We start from the raw sequence: 18749 nt of genomic DNA, 5'->3' as shown, positions 1-18749 counted from the left end.
AAAGCTACTATTTATCCAAAGTAAAATAATATTATGTACTTAGATTTATAGTAGCCTTTTCTTTCTTATTTTACTTTTAAAACTAACGTTCCTAATGGAGGTACCTTAACACTTATTGAATAATCAAAATCCTTAAAACTTTCCTCTGTGGCTTTTAAAATACTATCTCCCATAATATTTCCTGCTCCACCAAATTCTAAGGAATCTGAATTAAAGACTTCAACATATTCTCCAAGTCCTGGAACCCCTACTTTAAAATCATAATAAACCTCTGGAGTAAAATTACATATAAATATTAATTTTTCCTTTTTATTCTTTCCAATTCTTATAAATGAAAGTACACTTTCTTCTGAATTATCAGCATCAATCCATTTAAAGCCTTCTTCTTCATAATCAAGTGACCATAAAGAACTATTCTCTAAATAAAAATGATTTAATGCTTTAAAATACTCCTTGGTTTTTCTGTGTATATCAAATTCTTCAATAACATTCCATTGAAGTTCTTCCCATTCTCTCCATTCAACGAACTGACCAAATTCACAGCCCATAAACATTAATTTTTTCCCTGGGTGTCCCATCATAAAAGAAGCATAAAGTCTTAGCCCTGCATACTTTTTCCAATCATCTCCCCACATTTTATTTATAAGGGATTTCTTGCCATGAACAACCTCATCATGTGAAATTGGTAGAATAAACTTTTCTGAATAATTGTACATCATTGAAAAGTTCATTTTATTGTGATGATACTTTCTGTATATTGGATCTAACTCAATATAACTTAAGGTATCATTCATCCATCCCATATTCCATTTATAATCAAATCCTAATCCATCCTCTTCAACAGGTTTAGTAATTCCTTCCCATGAGGTTGATTCTTCAGCTACTGTAATTGCTCCTTTTCCTTCTTTTTTTATAATTGTATTTAGTTCTTTTAAAAAGGCAATAGCTTCAAGGTTTCCATTTCCTCCATAGATATTTGGCTCCCATTCTCCATATTCTCTTCCATAATCTAAATAAAGCATATTAGATACCGCATCTACTCTTAATCCATCTATATGAAATTCATTTATCCAGTACATAGCATTGGAAAATAAAAAGGATTTAACCTCTGGTCTTCCTAAATCAAAATTACAAGTTCCCCATCCTTCATTATTAGCCTTCCACCAAGCTTCATATTCATAGGTTGGTGACCCATCAAACATAAATAATCCATGCTCATCCTTGCAAAAATGGCTAGGTACCCAATCTAGTAATACTCCAATATTATTTTTATGAAGTTTATTTATAAGAGCCTTTAATCCATTTAAATCTCCATATCTACTTGTAACTGAGTAATACCCTACGCCTTGATATCCCCAAGAAGCATCTAAGGGATGTTCATTTATAGGCATAAACTCAACATGGGTGTATCCCATCTCTTTTATATATTCTACTAGTACTTCGCTTATTTCTTCATAGGTCATAAACTCTCCATCTTTTCTCTTCCAAGACCCTAAATGAAGTTCATATATATTCATAGGTTTATTATCTAAACCTTCTTTTTCTCTTTTATTAAGCCATCTCTTATCTCCCCATCTAAAACTCTTAATTTTAGTAAGTACAGAGGCTGTATTAGGTCTTAATTCTGATTTAAATGCATATGGGTCAGCCTTATATACTGTATTATTTCCACATTCATTTACTACTGCAAATTTATACTTTATACCCTCTTCTAATTTAGGAAGAAATAAACTCCATATTCCTCTTTCATTAATTTTTTTCATGGAGTATTCTTCTTTTAATTCCCAATTATTAAAATCACCTATAACATATATTTTGCTAGCCCTTGGAGCCCAAGTAGTAAATCTTACACCCCTTTTTCTATTTTCAGTTATAAAATGAGCTCCCATAAACTTATAAGCTGAATGTTCTTTTCCCTCTAAAAACAAATCAAAGCTTAATAAGCTTTCATCTTTAGACACTTTTTTGCTTTTTCCTTTGTTTTTCCCCACTTTTTCGGTAACGTTACCATTTTTCTCATGCTTAAGTTCTTTACAATTTCTCATCTCTTTTCCCCCCATAGTAAACCTCTCATTAAAGCAAAATATTATAAACACAATATTTTGCTTTAATTATACTATTTTAGGTATTAAATTACAATTAATTATGGGTGTTATTCAAATTTCTATCTTTACTTATTATAAGTTCCCTATCTTTTATGACAAAGTTTCCATTAAGATTAAATACAACTCTACTTTGTATTATACCTATAACATCTACTAGTACTATTCCTATGATATTTTGGCGTATTAAAAAATCATATTTATTACTTCCAAGTTCTTTTATTTCATAATAGGTATTAATATCAGAAATACCAGGATTAATTTTTAATTTTACATTTCCCTTTTCATCATATATAAGATTTAAGTAAGATTTATCCTTTGAAGAAAGATCTACAATATATTTTTCTTTCGCTCCGTAAGATACCTCTACTTTATAATTTGGTAAGTATCTTATAATAGCTTTGTTTCTAGCACTTATTTCCCACTGATTAGTTATTTCTCTTATTTCTCCATTATCATATTCATATAATAATAAAATAGCAATTCCACCAGAACCTTGAAATCTTCCCTTCACCAAAATACAATCTCTTCCACTGCCTAAAAAATCTCCTAAAAACAAATGCATATTATATCCACCATAAGGCAATTCTTTTTTTATTACCCTATTACTTCCTTCTAAGTATAAATTTATTTCAACTTCATCTGCTAACTCTCCTTTTTTAAATGGATACATTGTTTTTAATACAACCCTATCTTTAGAAATTCTACTTTTTATATGTCCAACTTTAGAATCTAAAATAGCCATTATAGTTCATCCTCCCCAATAAATTCCATTCATAATTAATCTATGCAAAATTTTAACTATAGTAACTAAATTATAAATACAAATCTATTAGCTATTTTCCATTAAAAAAACATATTTTTTTACATTTTTTTAATTTAAAGTCTTTATAATAAACTCTTCTTCAAAGTATAATAGAAAAGAAATATTGTAATAATGAAAAAATGTTTCTTATTAATTTTTACATACTTATTTGGAGGTACATATGGATTTTAATAGAATTATCAATTTCTCAACTGAACTTGGTACTCTAATGCTTGAAAATGGCGCTGAAACGTATAGAGTTGAAGAAACCATGAGCAGAATCTGTTTGGCTTATGGAATAGAAAAAGTTGATGTTTTTGTAATTCCTACAAACATAATAATAACAATAAAAACATATAAAAATGCAATTTCTAGAACTAGAAGGGTAACAAGTAGAACTATTAATTTAGATAAAATAGCTAAATTAAACAACCTTTCAAGAGAGGTTGCCTTTAATAAAGTTTCTATTGAAGATGCTGAAAAAAAGCTAAGTAGTATAGCTGATGAAAAAGAATATCCTCTTAAAATAAAAATATTAGGATATTTAATTTCAGCTTCAACATTTACTCTACTTTTTGGAGGTAATTTAAAGGATTCTTTAGTCTCAGGTTTTATAGGAATAGTTCTTTGTCTTCTTGCATACTTTTTTAATATTTTAAAGACAAATAATTTCTTTGTAAATATAATATCTGGAGCTTTGGCATCATTGCTAGCTTTTCTTGCAGTAAGATTTAATATTGCTCCTAATCTAAATGAAATAATAATAGGTTCTTTAATGCCCTTAGTACCTGGACTTGCTATAACTAACTCACTTCGTGATATAATAGCTGGTGATTTAGTTGCTGGAAGTGCTAAATTTATTGAAGCCTTTTTAATAGCTGTAGGAATTGCTATTGGAAGTGCTAGTATTTTATCTATATTAATAAATCACTATGGGGGTATGGCTATATGAACCTAATAATAAACTCAATATATGCATTTTTTAGTTCTTTAGGTTTTGGAATAATATTTAATATAAAAGGTAAAAACTTATTTTTCTCTTCCCTATGCGGCGGTTTAGGATGGTTTGTTTATCTTTTTTCCTCAAGTTTTATTAGCACAAATGAAAGCTTTAATTATTTTTTAGCTGCTATTTTCATAGCCCTATTCTCTGAGATTTCAGCTAGGGTATTAAAAGCTCCTGTATTAGTATTTTTAGTTTGTGGAATAATTCCTCTAGTTCCTGGAGGAGGCATGTTCTATACAATGCTAGAAACCTTAAAAGGAAATATAGATAAGGCTTTATCCTTAGGATGCAATACACTAATGTTAGCTGGTTCCATAGCTACTGGAATTGTTTTAGTTTCATCTTTTACTAAGCTATATTTTTCTATAAAAAGACTTATTAATAGTAAAATTAAAAGTACTGAAAATAATAACTATTTAAATAAAAGTATTTAGTTTTCTTAAAATGCTTTTATAGATGCAATAAATCACATAAAAAGGAGTTATATCAAAAGTTAACAATAAAACTTATTTTGATATAACTCCTTTTATGAATTTTATACTAGATTTTTATTTATCTATAAGATTAAGCATAAAGTTAACTCTAAATTTATAATTTCAAGTCATTAACTTTTTAAACTATAGCTATTATCTTAAATAGTCATTCTCTTCTGAATCCCAAGAAATAAAATAATAAACATCCATTAAATTATCAAATTCATTTTTAACAAAATCTAATATTTCATTTCTTGAGTTGCTAACATGATTTTTATCATAATCTTTTCTTATGGTTAATCCATACTTTTCTCCACTGTCTGTATATTTTATTATATCCTCAACATAATCTGTTTCATCTTCATAACTTCTAGAATTATTATCCTTAATTAAATATAATCTATATCCCTTTTCTTCTAAAGCCATAAGTATGTTTTTAAATCTTTCTTTTAGCTCGTAGTTTTCTCTTATTTTATTAACAAGATTTCTTTGTTCTATGGCTCCATACTTATCTAAGTATAGAGCTGTATTCCAAGAATTAGAGTCTAATCCTAATTGAATACGAGGAATATAATTAAATACCATGTCATCTTCTATTCTACTTCCCTCAATATCATGGAATAAATTTAAAACCTTTATAAGCTTTCTAACATCAGCTCTATTTTTCCCATAAGATAAATATATTCTATCCACATATTCATCATTAACTCTTTTTAGTGGCCAAGTTATACTAGTTATATATTGCTTTTCCCAATGAGAGCTTAACCCTTTAGAATTCATAAATTCAAAAAGACCTAAATTATTCAGTTCTCTTAATTTCTCAGCAGCAACTCTTCTTCTCTCTAATATAACTTTATCTCTACTTCTTGATTTGTCTATGTCAAAAGCTCTAAAATCACTTTCTAAAAAAAAGTTTCCCATATTTATACCCTCCTTAATAAAACATATTAAACTTTGTTTTATTAAATATTTAACACTATTATACACCTCTTAAAAATCACTTCAAAACATTTTCATTTGACAAATCTTAGCCTAAATCCTTAGATTTTTTATATCTATTTAAAAACTCATTGTTTCTTCTAAATAAATTAAAAATAATGCCCTTATTTTTTTAAACTTCAATATAAAAAATAAGCTTTATTTATAAAAAGTAAATTTTTATAAAAAGAGAGCCTTATAATTAAAAGACTCTCTTTAACATAATAAACTTAATTAAGCTAGATATAAAAATATTTACTTAAATCAAACTTAACTTAAAATATACGTTTTTATTTTTTCTCTACTCTTTCCTTTGAATTAGCTATTAATAAACATAAGTTAATAAACACCTCTGGTAAGGACATAAACTTAGGATATGCTAAATATCTAGGTTGCCAAATTGGAGAAAACTTTGACTTATATCTTCTTAGCCCATCAAAACTATAGAATATATTACCACTATTATAAACTAACCTTGCAAGCTTTTCTTGTAAATGTGAATGAGTGTTAAATCCTACATTGGATAATGGTGCTTCTCCTAAGCTAAAATATTTATATCCTTTTTCTTTAAATGTTAAGAATAAATTAAGCATTAAGTAATCCATAGAGGCATTAGGAGCATTTTTATCTATTCTCATTAAATCTATTGCTACTGTCTCCCCTCCATCATTAGCATCCATTATTGTTACAAAGCCCATAATCTTATTTTCTTCTTCATTTTTTAAAATAGCTATAGGCGATCTTTGTATATAATCCTCACTAAACCATCCTAAAGAAAATCCCTTCTCCTTTCTGTCACCTAACCATTTATCGGATATTTCCTTCAATTGACTTACTACCTCATTATTAAAAGGAGGCTCTATAATACTAAAACTATATCCTTCCCTTTCAACTCTTCTTAAGGTATTTCTAAAGGCACTCTTTTTAGAACCAATCAAATTAAATTCTTCTAAATCTATTCTTGCCTCTTCTCCTAACTTAAAGAAATAATAACCTGCATCATGATAGGTAGAAAAGTTTTTTTCTTCTATTTCATAAAAAACAACATCATATCCATATAAATTTGTAAAAGCTTGAAACTCTTCTATACAACTATATAGATTTTCCTTAGTGGCTATAGGATCTCCTAAAACTATTATCTTATCTTTGTACTTGCTATACATTATTAAGGACTCTCCTTCATTAGCCCAAAAGACCTTTTTATCCTTTAAATAAACTAAATGGGAGAATATTGTTCCATAATCTATTTCTTTAAAGAATTTTGATACCTTTTCTAAATCAGCATCCATATACCTTTCGTCATCTTCTATTTTAGGCATTGTTAAATACCATATTATCACAAATATTATAAAGGCTATATAAGTGAATAATGCTATTCTTAAATACCCCTTTGTGCTATGGAAGAAGTCTACATAGTACTTATAATTCTTACTAAAATGTATGTTAAATTTATGTATAAAGCTTGCAAAGATAATCATTACAATTGAAAGAACTAATAATATACCACTTAATTTAGTAACCTTAATAGGGATACTTTTTCTGTAAAAACTCTTTTTTGATAATATTAGAAGTATTATTACTCCTAAAATAAAAATTCCTTCTTTGTAATCTAAATCTTTTACAAAGGCAAAGGCTCCTCCTACTATAAGCAATGTTAATGTAACATAATAAGCTCTTTTTACCTTAAAGAAAACTTCCTTAGAGGTCATTATTAACATTAATCCAATTAATACTGAAGCTCTATGTGAAAACCTTAAAAAAGATAAACTATATATATTGTCTAAAAATTTTATCTTATAAAATATACTAGGATAAATCCCTGAAATTATTAAAAGAATACCACTTAAAAATACTAAAACTGATACTATTATATTTGATATATCACTTAATATTTTGTAGTTTTTTAAAAGCTTCTTTATATTTTCATAATTTCTTTTATCAGTAACAAATCCTAAAATATTTTTTAAATGTCTATAACTTTTTTTTAGTGAATCCCACATAATATCTCCTTTCTTTTAAGAATATATTAAAACATTGTCAAATTATTCATATTTAACTTGTATATAGTATATAAAATTTTATTTTACAAATCAAATTGAATTAAATATTTTAATAAAACATAGAAATAAAACCTAGAATTATCACCTAACCTTTTTCATATGTTTATTATTTTTAATTATAAAGTTCAAAATATCTATCTATAACCTTTTCTAATTCAACAACACTTATATATTTAGCTTCTCTTAGAATCTCCTTACCATCTATATATAAAATAATTGCTGGAAACATAAAAATGCTTAATTGTGATACTATGTCTACACTTTTATCAGCCTGAACCTCTATAATTTTTGCATTATGGTACTTTTTTATTAATTCCTCTATTTTAGGTTTTAAAACGCTACAAGCACAACATGTATTAGTACTTAAATAAGCTAATCTTATCCCTTTTTCATTACAGAATTCCTTAAATTCTTTTTCATTATCAATAATCCTCATAAACTCATCTTCTTTCTAAATATGTATAAAGGGATGAATTCAATCTAAAATTCATCCCCTAATATAATTATATCAATTATAAAATATTATTCAATTTAAAGATTTATTGCCCACTTGTATATCTTGTCCTTTAAATTTAAGAAGTAAGGCTTTTGTCCAGAATCATATAAAACTAGCTCTTTTTCACATAGGATATTGTTATAAGCAGCAAATTGAATTGATGGAGGGCATATATCATCCTTTAGTCCTATAGCCATGTTTACTTTTCCTTTTATTCTGTGGACCATATTTTTTATATCAATATATCCTAAGGTATTAAAAACATATTCTTCATTCTCATGATTTGGATCTATAAACTTAAAATATCTTATTAATTCCTCATAAGAATCTCCACCTAAATCCATAACCCAAATTCTTTTGTAATCACATAAAAATGGATAATAAGCATAAACACCTTTTATTCTATTTTCTAAGGCTGCACAAGCCAAAGCTAAGGCTCCTCCTTGGGAACCACCAGTTGCAAAAACTCTTTCCTCATCTACCCATTCCATATTCATTACTATTCTAGCTAAAATAGCAGTATCTAAAAATATATTTTTAAATAACAATTTTTCTCTACCTTCAACTAATCCTCTAACTATATGCCCTTTTGACTTAAAAGATTTAAACTTACAAGAATCTTCTTTCAAGTAATCTTGCCCTCTACACTCCATAACTGCAACACACATTCCACTAGCTACATAGTGAAGATTATTACTCCAGTCATTGCTTCTCTCTTCATACCCATGAAACTCTAATAAAGCTGGCATTTTCCTTTTAACTTCTTTAGGTTTCATAAATTTTGCATATATTCTAGTTCCATCAATACCATTAAAATACAAATCATAACATTCTGCTATAGGACTTTCAAAGTCGGCTTTTTTTAATTCTAATTTAATGTCTAAATTAGCTAATTCCCTTAACTGTGAATTCCAAAATTCATCAAAATCTTCTGGCAGTGGGCTAATCCCTCTGTATTCATAAAGTTTTTCCAAAGACATATCCAAGATTGCCATAATACTCTTCCCCCTATATTCCCATAAACCTACACTTAATTAAATAATTATTCTCCCCTTATAAATAATTATTTATATTTTTTTATTTTCATTTAATTTAAACATTTACTATATCCCTAATCTTACCATTAATTTGTATTTCTTTCAATTAATTCATATATTATATTTAAACAGATATCATAGAAAATTCTTTCTATAAAATTAATTAAATATACTCTAAATCATATTTTATCTCTCAATTTAACTATTCCTTGTAGATTAACAATTATCTATATTGCCATAAGATGATTTAAATTATTAAATCTTTAGAATAATAATTTTAATTTTATTAAAAAGTTTACTCTTAATATAAACAATGTACATCTATTAAATCTCATATTAAACTATAATTCTTATTGATGAATTTAATTCTCATAAATAAAATACAAGGAGATTTATTACATGGATAAAAAAAAGAAAATTATTAGCTCAATTATTGGAATTATAGTTGTTCTTTTAGCTGGATATTTTGGAATAGATTTAACACAAGACTCTAAAGTTCCTAAAGACTCTGAACTTATGATTTCTTATATGGATGTTGGACAAGGTGATGCAGCATATATAAAAGTAAATGGAAATGATATTTTAATAGATGCTGGTCCAAGAAGTAATTCTAAAGAACTATTAGAACAATTAAAAGCTAAAAACATTGATGATTTTGAATTAGTTATTGCAACTCATCCCCATGAAGATCACATTGGTGGAATGGTTGATGTATTTAAAGAATATGAAGTAAAGGCTTTCTATTCTCCTAAAATAACTCATACAACTAAAACATATGAAAATCTTGTTAAAGCAGTGAAAGATGAAGGATTAAAAACTAAAGAATTAAAAGGTGGAATGGTTATAGATTTAGGAGAAGGAGCTAAATTTGAGGTATTTACTCCTCAAAAATCAGAGTACGAAGAACTTAACGATTATTCTCCTATAATGAAATTAAGCTTTGGTGACACTTCTTATTTATTCACTGGTGATGCTGAAAAGTTAGCTGAAGAGGAAGCCTTAGCTAAGTATAAAAATTCTCTTGATTCAGATGTAATAAAATTTGGTCATCATGGATCTAGTAGCTCATCAAGCAATGCCTTTATAGAAGCTGTTTCTCCAAAGTATGGAATAATCAGTTGTGCTAAAGATAACAAATATGGACATCCACATAGAGAAACTTTAGACATAATAAAAAAATATAATATTAAGACCTTTAGAACTGATACAGATGGAGAAATAATTCTAACTTCAGATGGAAAATCAATAAATTTTAATTAAATATAAATATTATAATTATAAAACTTTTAGATATTAATAAACAATTAAATTGTAAAACATTCCTAAATAAGATAATAAATGATTTCAAAGTGTAAAAATGATAAAATATTAATATAATATATATACTTTATTTATAAAATTTAATATTTTAGGAGAGCTACACATGAAAAAAAATTTATATGTCTTATTAAAAGGAATGTTATTCTTTTTTTCTTTTGCCATTATTGGAAGTATCTTACCAACAATACCCTCAAATAATGCAGCTATTTGGAGATTTGGTGCAGAATTAGTTCCGTTTCTTTTAATTATATCCATTACTCTAATATTTTGTATAATAGATAGAAAAACTATACATATTTTCAATAACATTTTTTTTAATATTTGTATTGGAATTGGTGTTGGACTTATTTGGCTTTTAATTCCTACTTTAATTTTAATATTAACAGGGACAATGAAAATCCTTAAAGTAAATTATGTTCCTTCATTATGGTTATGGATAATCTCTGCATTTCTTAATATAATTATGCAAGAATTATTAATTCGTGGATATTTATATCAATTGATAAAAGAGAACTATAATGTTATTACTTCAACTATTATAACAACTACTTTATTTACACTTATGCATGGTGGTGTATTAACATATGGAATTATTCCAATATTAAATATTATAACCATGAGCCTATTTATGACAGCTATATTAGAATATACAAACTCACTTGTAACTCCAATTATAATTCATTCTATCTGGAACATAGTTGGTTCTATTATTTTAGGCAGCGTATCTTTAGCTAGTGATTATCCTAATTTACTTGAAGTTAATTTTTTAGGGAATAAACTCCTTTCAGGAGGTCTATGCAAACTGGAAGGAAGCATAATAGTACTTATTGTTAATGTTTTATTATTTATTATTTTTACAGAATTGACTCGAAAAAAATTTAAAAGATCTAATTAAACTCAAATAAATATACTGGATTTCATAACCCAAATAAAGTTGATACCTATTTTTATTGTGTGAACTAACAAACAAAACTTCTTAGAAAATTTCATAATTCAAAAAAATCTACAGATAAAATATCTGTAGATTTTAAGTATAAAAAATATTTAATTTCTCTGTATTAATACAAATTAAAAACTTTGTAAATTAGTTATTTTCGTGAGTAGTCATATCTCCTGATCTTAATGCTCTTCTTTCAGCTATTAAATTTTTAACTAAAACATCAATAGTCCAATTAATAGATGTTTCTGTAACCATTGCAACTAAAGGTCTTTGTATGCCTACTTTTTTTAAGTTTTCTAAAAATATATGAACTTTTCCAGGAGCTATGGCATTAAATATTATTGCTCTTTCTTTAACTCCTTCACCTTCTATTTTTTCAATTTTATCTTCTAATATATTCTTTATAGTTTCATCTCCATTTTTAGAATTTAAAACTATTTGATCTTTTATTCCCATTATTCTAGCAAAGTTTTGTATTTTCTTTAATTCCTTATTTCCAAAGTTATATAAGATTACACAACTTCTTCCTTCTTGTTCACTTCTATCTGAAATATCTATTCTCTCAAATGACATAAGCAATTCTCCTTTGATAACAAATTGTAATTATTAATTAATATCAATTATACCATAATTCTATTAATAATCATATAATTTACATTTTCCTTCATATAAATCTAGATATATTTAAAGAGCTTTAAAAGTATCTAAGGACTTCTTTATATTATTACTCATAAATAAAAGTGACATACATGCAAAATCATCAGCACCAGCCCCTAATACTTCTTTAAAGTTAAGTTCATTTATTCCTCCTAAGGCTATGACCTTGCAATTTACCTTTTCCTTAATCTCTTTTATAAAATTAATTCCCTTAGGAGTTACGTCCTTCTTACATTGCGTTTCAAAAATAGGAGATACTAATATATAGCTTGCCCCTAATCTATCAGCCTCAAGGGCCTCTAAGATAGAATGAACAGATACTCCAACCTTTAAGGATTTAATTTCTTCTAAATTTCTCTTAAAATCATTAAAGCTTAAATGAATAAACTTCTCTTTTAAAATCCTTGCTGCTTCAATATTGGAATTTAATATTATATTTGTTTCCTCTGGAACTAACTCTTTTATTTTTATATAAACCTCTATTAATTCCTCTGTACTTAAATCTTTTTCTCTTAAAATTATATTTTTAACACCATATTTACCTGCTTCCTCTATGGTATTAAAATATCTTTCCCTATTTACTAACTTTCTATTGGTTATTAAAAACATAAAAATCACCATTTTAATAAAAAATTATTTTAAAATCTATGCCAATCCTTAAATATAGGTTGATAACCTTGACTTTTTATTAATTCCTTAACTTCACTTACAGAACTTTCATCATTTATATCAAATTGGCTTGTACCTTTTTCTTTTAAAGAATGGCCTCCAACCTCAGTTGAAACTCCAGCACTAATTTTACTTACTCCTAAAGGAATTAAATTTCTTCTAAAATCCTTTCCTTCTCTAGTAGATATATTTATTCCTCCTTGAGGATCAAATAGTCTATAGGCTAAAAGTATTTGAACTAGTTCCCTATCCTCAACTTCATTTAACTTTTTAAGCCCTCCTTCACAGGGTCTTATTCTTGGAACTGAATAACTTATATCTATATGAGGATACTTATCTCTTAAATATTTTCCATGCATTGCTGTAAAGAAGGCATCTATTCTAAAATCAGCTAATCCTAATAAGGCTCCTATACTTATGCTTCTCATTCCAGCTTCTGCTCCTCTCTCTGGAGCTTCTAATCTGAATTTATAATTTTTCTTTGGACCAGCCACATGAACCCTATCATATACTTTTTCATCATAGGTCTCTTGATATACAGTAAGCCCTTCTGCACCTGCTTCTACCACCTTTTTATATTCCTCTTCTGTCATTGGATATATTTCAATGGTTATTGAAGGAAATTTCTCTTTCAAAGTTTTAATGCTCTCTTCTATATACTCTACTGGAGTATGATATTCACTTTCCCCTGTTAATATTAGAATATGTTTAAATCCATCCTTTGAAATAGCTTCCCCCTCTTTTTCTATTTCTTCTTGATTTAATTTTTTCCTACATATTTTATTTTCTACATTATACCCACAATATGAACACTTATTTACACAATAATTTGATATATACATAGGTGTATAAAGTAATATTGTTCTTCCAAAATATTTTAAAGAGAGATTTCTTGCTTCTTGAGCCATTTCTTCTAAAACCTCTTCTCCCATAGGAGATATTAAATTAAGTAAATCCTCTGGTCTCTTCTTTCTTTCATAAATACTTCTTAATACATCTTCCTTTTTTACAGAATCAAAATATCCATAAAAATCAAAACCTCTATATTTTTCTACTACATCATAAAAACTCAATTAAATCATCTCCTAATCTAAAAATCCAGTAAGTGGAGATGAAGCATTTCCAAACTTTGATTCTCTTCCCATTTTAGCTTCATAAGCTAATCTGCCACCTTCTACTGCCATTTTAAAAGCTCTAGCCATATTTATAGGATCTTCTGAGGATGCTATGGCAGTATTAACTAAACAAGCTGCAGCTCCCATTTCCATAGCTTCCATAGCCTGTGATGGCTTTCCTATACCTGCGTCAACTATAATAGGAATATCTAATTCATCTATCATTATTTGAATCAATTCTTTAGTCTTTAACCCTCTATTACTTCCTATTGGTGCACCAAGTGGCATTACAGCTGCCGCTCCAGCTTCTATTAATCTTCTTCCTGCATAAAGATCTGGACACATATAAGGAAGGACAATAAATCCTTCATCAGCTAATACCTTAGTTGCCTTTATGGTTTCTTCATTATCTGGAAGCAAATACTTAGAATCTGATATAACTTCTATCTTTATCCAGTTTCCACATCCCATAGCTCTTGCTATCCTTGCTATTCTAATAGCCTCCTCTGCATTAGTTGCCCCAGAAGTATTAGGAAGTAGTATTACATCCTTAGGTATATTTTGAAGAATATCCTCTTCCTTATTATCTAAATCTACCCTTCTTAAGGCTAAAGTTATAACTTGAGAGCCACTTCCCTCTAAAATATCCTTTATTATTTCATTTGAAGGATATTTACCACTTCCAACAAAAAGTCTATTTTTTATCTCTACTCCACCTATTATTAACTTGTCCATAAAAAATTCCCCTTTTCTACTCACTACTCTTCTTATTTCTTCATATTTTAGACTAGTATTTTATTTTTTATATATAAACTCTGTCTAAAAAGCACTTAAAATCCACTCTATTTTTACTATTATTTATTTTTAAAATTCTATTTTGTTAACAGCTATATCTATAACTAAATTAGCCATGTGATTTGCACATATAGCCACTCTAGGAGCCATTAATCCACAGCCTTCCTTAGCTTCATTTACCAAATCTCCACAAATATAAAAATTATCTGTTATTTGCTTTGTTTTTATTAAATTTGAATCATAAAAACCAGCCATTCCTGAAGAGGAAATCAAAAATTTGTCCTTCATATTACCTAGAACATAATTAGCTAATAAGGCTTTATAATCTGGATTATCAAAGGCTTCTATTATTATGTCAGCGCCTTGTAAAATACCCATATTATCTTCAGAAAGCTTAAGATTTAAAGCTTCTATTTTTATAAAAGGATTTATTCTAATTAAGTTTCTTTTTAAAGCAGTTACTTTAAATTCTCCAATATCCTCAATATAATACTGTTGCCTATTTAAATTAGAAGGTTCTACTATATCAAAGTCTACTAAGCTTATACTTCCAACCCCTATTCTTCCTAAGGAAATAGCAATATTAGATCCAAGGCCTCCACATCCAGCTATTAAAACCTTAATTCTTTTTAGTTTTTCATGAATACCTGGTGTATGCCTAGATACCATTAGTTCTTCTAACTCCTCTTTATTAGGCATAATTCCCTTTTTTATAAAGACAATCCTATCTCCATCCTTAAGTTTCTTATCTTCTACAAGTGGAAATCCATTTAAAACTATAACATGAGAATCAGGAAATTCTTTATTTTTTAAAGAATATACTGTGCAATTTTCTTTTACCTCTCTCCACTTTTCATTAATCTTTATATTCATAAAGGTCCCTCTTATCTTTTTTCTCTTTTATTTTCACTCACCTTTTATTGTTTAGACTTCTTAAATACTTCTTAATCATCCTCCACCAACAAAGGCAATAATCTCAATTACATCTTCATGATTAAGTAAGATTTCATTATAATTACAGGAATTAACTATCTCTTTGTTTAGTTCTACAACAACTCTCTTACTATTTACATTTAAACTTTTTAGTAAATCATAAACTGTATTAAGTTCACCTTTTTCTACTTTCTTACCATTAACAATCATACCTTCACCTCTTTTCTATATTCTTAAGACTTTTATACCAACAAAAAAAGGTTTAGCAATATTGCTAAACCTTTTAAAAATATATTCTCTAATTAATCATAATAATATTTTCTAATATGAAAAATCACAACTTAAAATATACTTCCCTACGCTGGTATTAACCAAATCAGGTTATTAGAGTTAGGACTTATTATCCCTCTCAGCCTTTTACAGCACCCCTAGCAATATCTTAAAATTATTTGTTTTTATTTATCATAACTCAAAAAACATTTTTTATCAATTAGTTTTTTCCTTCTTTTCTAATCTTCTATTTTTCATTGTTATTAAATTATTATTTAACATAGCTGTTAATATTAATCCTATTAAAGCTATAATAGCACATGTTAAGAATAATTTAGTATATCCTGTATTCATAGTTTGTTGGAATGCAGTTTCTATTGCATCTTTAGCTCCATCTAAACTTTGCATATATGATTTTTCAATCATATCAATATTCATATGAGGATTATTTGCAAATTTGTCTCCTAAAGCTGCAAATTGTGATTGTACCATTCCTTTTATAAGACTAAATATATTAGTAACGCTGGCATTTCCCATTGAATTAGCAACATTTGAAGCTCCACCACTATTTGACATTATATTAGACATTCCATCTACATGTGGCATAACTTTTTGTAATGCTTCTGGTACTCTTCTACCTGCATCTGATATAAAGTTAATAAGAATATTTGGTGATACTGCAATACCTATGGATTTAATTAATGATACTGCTGATTGTCCAACTGTAGCCTCATTATCTGGTACTAAACTAAGCATTAAGTAATTTATTGGTGTTCCCATAGAGAATCCTAAACCAAATCCCATAATAGCTAAACCTATTATTAAGTTAACCATACCTGGATGTTTAGTTGTTACATATCCTTGATAAAGATTTCCTATGATAACTAAAGACATACCTATTAATAGTACTTTTTTAACTCCTATTTTATCTATGAATTTTCCACCTAAAGGTGCTGCTATACCTACAAATATTGCAAATATTGTAACTATATATCCACCACTACCCATTGGTGTTCTTAATATATTTTCACTAAATTGAGGAATAAATACTGTTGCCATTAATCCACAACCTACAACAAAGCTTAATATTAAAGTTATAGCTATTTCCTTATTAGTAAAGTAAGATAAGTTTATTACTGGATCTTCTGCTTTCTTTTCCACCCAAACTAATATTGGAATTGATATTATAAATATTAAAAGATATGGCCAAACATCTAGTGATTTTATTGAATTAGCAAAATCATAGAATTTTAAGTTTGTAGCTCCATACATTAAAGATAAAATTAATATTGTTAATACTCCTGAACCACAAACATCTAATTTCTTAATTCCTTGTGCAGAAGTATTTTCTTCTAATTTAGTTGCCATAAGTAATATTATTATACTGATTGGAACATTTACTAAGAATAAAAATCCCCAGTTTTTATCTCCAAAAATAGAAAGTATTCCTGAACCTAAGGTTGGTCCTACAACTGTTGCTATTCCATATACTCCTCCAATCATCCCTAAAGCTGAACCTCTTTTTTCAACTGGGAATGATGTTCCTATGTACGCTGTAGCTATTGGCATTATACCTCCGCCACCTATTGCTTCTATAACTCTTGAGAATAATAAGAATGTATAACTATTTACGTAATCTGATACCCCACATAGTAAAGAACCTAGTCCAAATAGAGTTATTGAAACCATGTAAACTTTTTTTCTACCATACTTATCAGAAAGTTTTCCCATAAGAGGCATTGATACTGCATATGCTAAGGTGTATATTGTTACAACCCAAACACTAGCATTTTGTGAAACTTTTAATCCATCAGCTATTATATCTCTTGCTGGTGAAACTATACCAGAGTCAATAGCTCCCATGAAGATTCCTAACAAGAAGACAGCCATGGTAATTCCAACTGATTTTTTCTTCATTATTATCACCCTTTCGTAAGTTTTTACTTATTCTAAGTGTGACTTTTATTAATATTATTTCTTTAAATACCATTAATAAAACTCACAGTGAACTATGTTCATTTTACTACCTAAAGATTATAAAATCAAAGTTTGAATTTTCTTAAATTATCCCAAAATTTATTAAAACCCCTTATTTATTTTATTTCTATTCACATTTAGTTAATATTTTATTAACATTATATTTTCTAAAAATTAAGAGCTACATTAAATCTTAAAAATAAAATTCATTAATAATTTCAGTAAATGTTTATGAGTTTTATTTATAAGATACATAAATGTAGCCCATTTAAATTATTTTAACTTTTCAATTTCTTCTTTTAATTTTCTTATTTCTTCATCCTTTTCTTTTAATTTAGTTTCATAATAATTGTCTTTATCATCTAAATTATTATTTAGCATATTTATTAAGGAAGCCATTTCATCTGCACTTCCTACAATTCTATTAAAAAGTAAAAGATTAGATTTTAAGATCTCTGGTATCTCTTGATGGGAATATCTTAGTCTATGATCAATTTCTCCATACCCCTCCTCAAAAATAGTCCTTACTTGTATCTCAGCTATTGTTGTACTATCTTGGGTAAAGTTTAGTTCAACTAAATAATGAACTGATCTATATCCTGATTGTCTTGATATAACTTCAATACCTAGATTATCAAAAATACTTCTATCATCTCCATCTCTTATATTTGCTGTTATTTCAATTACATTCCAAGTCTTTATTATGAAATCATGTATATCCTTCCATTGATCCTTAAATATATGTAAAACCCTTATTCCTATTAAGTCAGTTATTTCATTTTTATAGTTATCTTCATTAAAATAAAAATCTTCACCATACTTTTCTTTTCTATCTTCTGTTTTTCTAATTATTTTTTCTATTAATCTATCTGGATTTTTTATCCTTGATTTAACAGAATGAACATTTTCATTAGAACGAAGTATATTGGCTATAAAATCAGCTTGATTATAATAAGAACCCTCAAACTTTACAAAATCCTTATATATCCTTTGTAAATCTTCAAATTCAATTTTATTTTTCTCTATATATTCTTCTACATGAGGATATTTCTTAAGAAAAACTTCTTTATTTAAACTTCTCATAACTATCTCCCCTTATTTTGATTTATTGCTATA

18 protein-coding genes and 1 riboswitch are annotated in these 18749 nt (G+C 27.3%); of the genes, 4 read left to right on the top strand and 14 right to left on the bottom strand.

The annotated features are described in order from the left end of the window. Positions 1 to 65: 65 nt before the first annotated feature. Positions 66 to 2060, bottom strand: a complete 1995-nt coding sequence (glgB, locus tag I6G60_RS07410; protein WP_197736971.1) for a 1,4-alpha-glucan branching protein GlgB — start codon at positions 2058 to 2060, stop codon at positions 66 to 68. A gap of 79 nt (positions 2061 to 2139) precedes the next feature. Continuing rightward, positions 2140 to 2847, bottom strand: a complete 708-nt coding sequence (locus I6G60_RS07405) for a hypothetical protein (RefSeq protein WP_011590904.1) — start codon at positions 2845 to 2847, stop codon at positions 2140 to 2142. A gap of 241 nt (positions 2848 to 3088) precedes the next feature. Here I6G60_RS07405 and I6G60_RS07400 point away from each other — a divergent pair, with 241 nt between their 5' ends. Both I6G60_RS07400 and I6G60_RS07395 read left to right on the top strand, forming a co-directional pair. Further along, entirely contained in the window at positions 3089 to 3859 is a 771-nt protein-coding gene (locus I6G60_RS07400) for a threonine/serine exporter family protein (RefSeq protein ID WP_003449600.1), read from the top strand. Then, entirely contained in the window at positions 3856 to 4347 is a 492-nt protein-coding gene (locus tag I6G60_RS07395; RefSeq protein ID WP_003456089.1) for a threonine/serine exporter family protein, read from the top strand. The genes I6G60_RS07400 and I6G60_RS07395 overlap by 4 nt, the downstream gene beginning before the upstream one ends. A 192-nt stretch (positions 4348 to 4539) precedes the next feature. Here the strand turns inward: I6G60_RS07395 and I6G60_RS07390 are convergent, their stop codons facing one another. From I6G60_RS07390 to I6G60_RS07375, 4 genes are all read right to left on the bottom strand, one after another. Next, entirely contained in the window at positions 4540 to 5307 is a 768-nt protein-coding gene (locus I6G60_RS07390) for a hypothetical protein (protein WP_003455954.1), read from the bottom strand. A gap of 347 nt (positions 5308 to 5654) precedes the next feature. Continuing rightward, positions 5655 to 7364: a phosphatidylglycerol lysyltransferase domain-containing protein gene (locus tag I6G60_RS07385; protein WP_003456039.1), complete on the bottom strand. Its 1710-nt coding sequence runs from the start codon at positions 7362 to 7364 to the stop codon at positions 5655 to 5657. Between the two features lie 172 nt (positions 7365 to 7536). Then, positions 7537 to 7860 (bottom strand): thioredoxin family protein, encoded by a 324-nt coding sequence (locus I6G60_RS07380; RefSeq protein ID WP_003449654.1) that lies wholly within the window; start codon positions 7858 to 7860, stop codon positions 7537 to 7539. 95 nt (positions 7861 to 7955) lie between these two features. Then, complete coding sequence (locus I6G60_RS07375; protein ID WP_003467999.1) at positions 7956 to 8915, bottom strand: acetylxylan esterase; 960 nt, start codon at positions 8913 to 8915, stop codon at positions 7956 to 7958. 441 nt (positions 8916 to 9356) lie between these two features. On the opposite strand from I6G60_RS07375, the gene I6G60_RS07370 reads away from it, so the two are divergent. Together I6G60_RS07370 and I6G60_RS07365 are read left to right on the top strand one after the other, a co-directional pair. Continuing rightward, entirely contained in the window at positions 9357 to 10217 is an 861-nt protein-coding gene (locus I6G60_RS07370; protein ID WP_003468075.1) for a ComEC/Rec2 family competence protein, read from the top strand. A 163-nt stretch (positions 10218 to 10380) separates the two neighbouring features. Continuing rightward, the gene (locus tag I6G60_RS07365) at positions 10381 to 11172 is read left to right on the top strand and encodes a CPBP family intramembrane glutamic endopeptidase (protein ID WP_003468110.1); all 792 of its coding nucleotides are present in this window, start codon (positions 10381 to 10383) and stop codon (positions 11170 to 11172) included. Between the two features lie 189 nt (positions 11173 to 11361). Here the strand turns inward: I6G60_RS07365 and I6G60_RS07360 are convergent, their stop codons facing one another. From I6G60_RS07360 to I6G60_RS07325, 8 genes are all read right to left on the bottom strand, one after another. Beyond that, positions 11362 to 11790 (bottom strand): DUF3783 domain-containing protein, encoded by a 429-nt coding sequence (locus tag I6G60_RS07360; RefSeq protein ID WP_003449615.1) that lies wholly within the window; start codon positions 11788 to 11790, stop codon positions 11362 to 11364. Positions 11791 to 11901: 111 nt separating this feature from the next. Continuing rightward, complete coding sequence (locus I6G60_RS07355) at positions 11902 to 12483, bottom strand: thiamine phosphate synthase (RefSeq protein ID WP_110020279.1); 582 nt, start codon at positions 12481 to 12483, stop codon at positions 11902 to 11904. Between the two features lie 29 nt (positions 12484 to 12512). Beyond that, the gene (thiH, locus tag I6G60_RS07350; protein WP_049039413.1) at positions 12513 to 13616 is read right to left on the bottom strand and encodes a 2-iminoacetate synthase ThiH; all 1104 of its coding nucleotides are present in this window, start codon (positions 13614 to 13616) and stop codon (positions 12513 to 12515) included. 12 nt (positions 13617 to 13628) lie between these two features. Next, the gene (locus I6G60_RS07345; protein ID WP_049039414.1) at positions 13629 to 14393 is read right to left on the bottom strand and encodes a thiazole synthase; all 765 of its coding nucleotides are present in this window, start codon (positions 14391 to 14393) and stop codon (positions 13629 to 13631) included. Between the two features lie 129 nt (positions 14394 to 14522). After that, a complete protein-coding gene (thiF, locus tag I6G60_RS07340) occupies positions 14523 to 15326 on the bottom strand; it encodes a sulfur carrier protein ThiS adenylyltransferase ThiF (protein WP_164818851.1) in 804 nt (267 codons plus the stop codon). A 75-nt stretch (positions 15327 to 15401) separates the two neighbouring features. Beyond that, entirely contained in the window at positions 15402 to 15596 is a 195-nt protein-coding gene (gene thiS / locus I6G60_RS07335) for a sulfur carrier protein ThiS (protein WP_003449779.1), read from the bottom strand. Positions 15597 to 15722: 126 nt separating this feature from the next. Continuing rightward, positions 15723 to 15826, bottom strand: a riboswitch (TPP riboswitch). A gap of 46 nt (positions 15827 to 15872) precedes the next feature. Next, entirely contained in the window at positions 15873 to 17573 is a 1701-nt protein-coding gene (locus tag I6G60_RS07330) for an MFS transporter (protein WP_003468062.1), read from the bottom strand. A 333-nt stretch (positions 17574 to 17906) separates the two neighbouring features. Then, entirely contained in the window at positions 17907 to 18716 is an 810-nt protein-coding gene (locus I6G60_RS07325) for a RelA/SpoT domain-containing protein (RefSeq protein ID WP_003468035.1), read from the bottom strand. Positions 18717 to 18749: the final 33 nt, after the last annotated feature.

The organism is Clostridium perfringens, from assembly GCF_016027375.1.
GTDB lineage: Bacteria > Bacillota > Clostridia > Clostridiales > Clostridiaceae > Sarcina > Sarcina perfringens.
This window is presented reverse-complemented; position numbering and strand designations above follow the sequence as displayed.

What these genes read in the sequence shown, in the direction of transcription:
- I6G60_RS07360 (WP_003449615.1), bottom strand. Translation starts at nt 11,790, where the DNA reads ATGTCATTTGAGAGAATAGATATTTCAGATAGAAGTGAACAAGAAGGA.
- I6G60_RS07380 (WP_003449654.1), bottom strand. Translation starts at nt 7,860, where the DNA reads ATGAGGATTATTGATAATGAAAAAGAATTTAAGGAATTCTGTAATGAA.
- I6G60_RS07325 (WP_003468035.1), bottom strand. Translation starts at nt 18,716, where the DNA reads ATGAGAAGTTTAAATAAAGAAGTTTTTCTTAAGAAATATCCTCATGTA.
- I6G60_RS07390 (WP_003455954.1), bottom strand. Translation starts at nt 5,307, where the DNA reads ATGGGAAACTTTTTTTTAGAAAGTGATTTTAGAGCTTTTGACATAGAC.
- thiF (WP_164818851.1), bottom strand. Translation starts at nt 15,326, where the DNA reads ATGAATATAAAGATTAATGAAAAGTGGAGAGAGGTAAAAGAAAATTGC.
- I6G60_RS07365 (WP_003468110.1), top strand. Translation starts at nt 10,381, where the DNA reads ATGAAAAAAAATTTATATGTCTTATTAAAAGGAATGTTATTCTTTTTT.
- I6G60_RS07330 (WP_003468062.1), bottom strand. Translation starts at nt 17,573, where the DNA reads ATGAAGAAAAAATCAGTTGGAATTACCATGGCTGTCTTCTTGTTAGGA.
- I6G60_RS07405 (WP_011590904.1), bottom strand. Translation starts at nt 2,847, where the DNA reads ATGGCTATTTTAGATTCTAAAGTTGGACATATAAAAAGTAGAATTTCT.
- I6G60_RS07355 (WP_110020279.1), bottom strand. Translation starts at nt 12,483, where the DNA reads ATGTTTTTAATAACCAATAGAAAGTTAGTAAATAGGGAAAGATATTTT.
- I6G60_RS07345 (WP_049039414.1), bottom strand. Translation starts at nt 14,393, where the DNA reads ATGGACAAGTTAATAATAGGTGGAGTAGAGATAAAAAATAGACTTTTT.
- I6G60_RS07395 (WP_003456089.1), top strand. Translation starts at nt 3,856, where the DNA reads ATGAACCTAATAATAAACTCAATATATGCATTTTTTAGTTCTTTAGGT.
- I6G60_RS07375 (WP_003467999.1), bottom strand. Translation starts at nt 8,915, where the DNA reads ATGGCAATCTTGGATATGTCTTTGGAAAAACTTTATGAATACAGAGGG.
- I6G60_RS07400 (WP_003449600.1), top strand. Translation starts at nt 3,089, where the DNA reads ATGGATTTTAATAGAATTATCAATTTCTCAACTGAACTTGGTACTCTA.
- thiS (WP_003449779.1), bottom strand. Translation starts at nt 15,596, where the DNA reads ATGATTGTTAATGGTAAGAAAGTAGAAAAAGGTGAACTTAATACAGTT.
- I6G60_RS07385 (WP_003456039.1), bottom strand. Translation starts at nt 7,364, where the DNA reads ATGTGGGATTCACTAAAAAAAAGTTATAGACATTTAAAAAATATTTTA.
- I6G60_RS07370 (WP_003468075.1), top strand. Translation starts at nt 9,357, where the DNA reads ATGGATAAAAAAAAGAAAATTATTAGCTCAATTATTGGAATTATAGTT.
- glgB (WP_197736971.1), bottom strand. Translation starts at nt 2,060, where the DNA reads ATGGGGGGAAAAGAGATGAGAAATTGTAAAGAACTTAAGCATGAGAAA.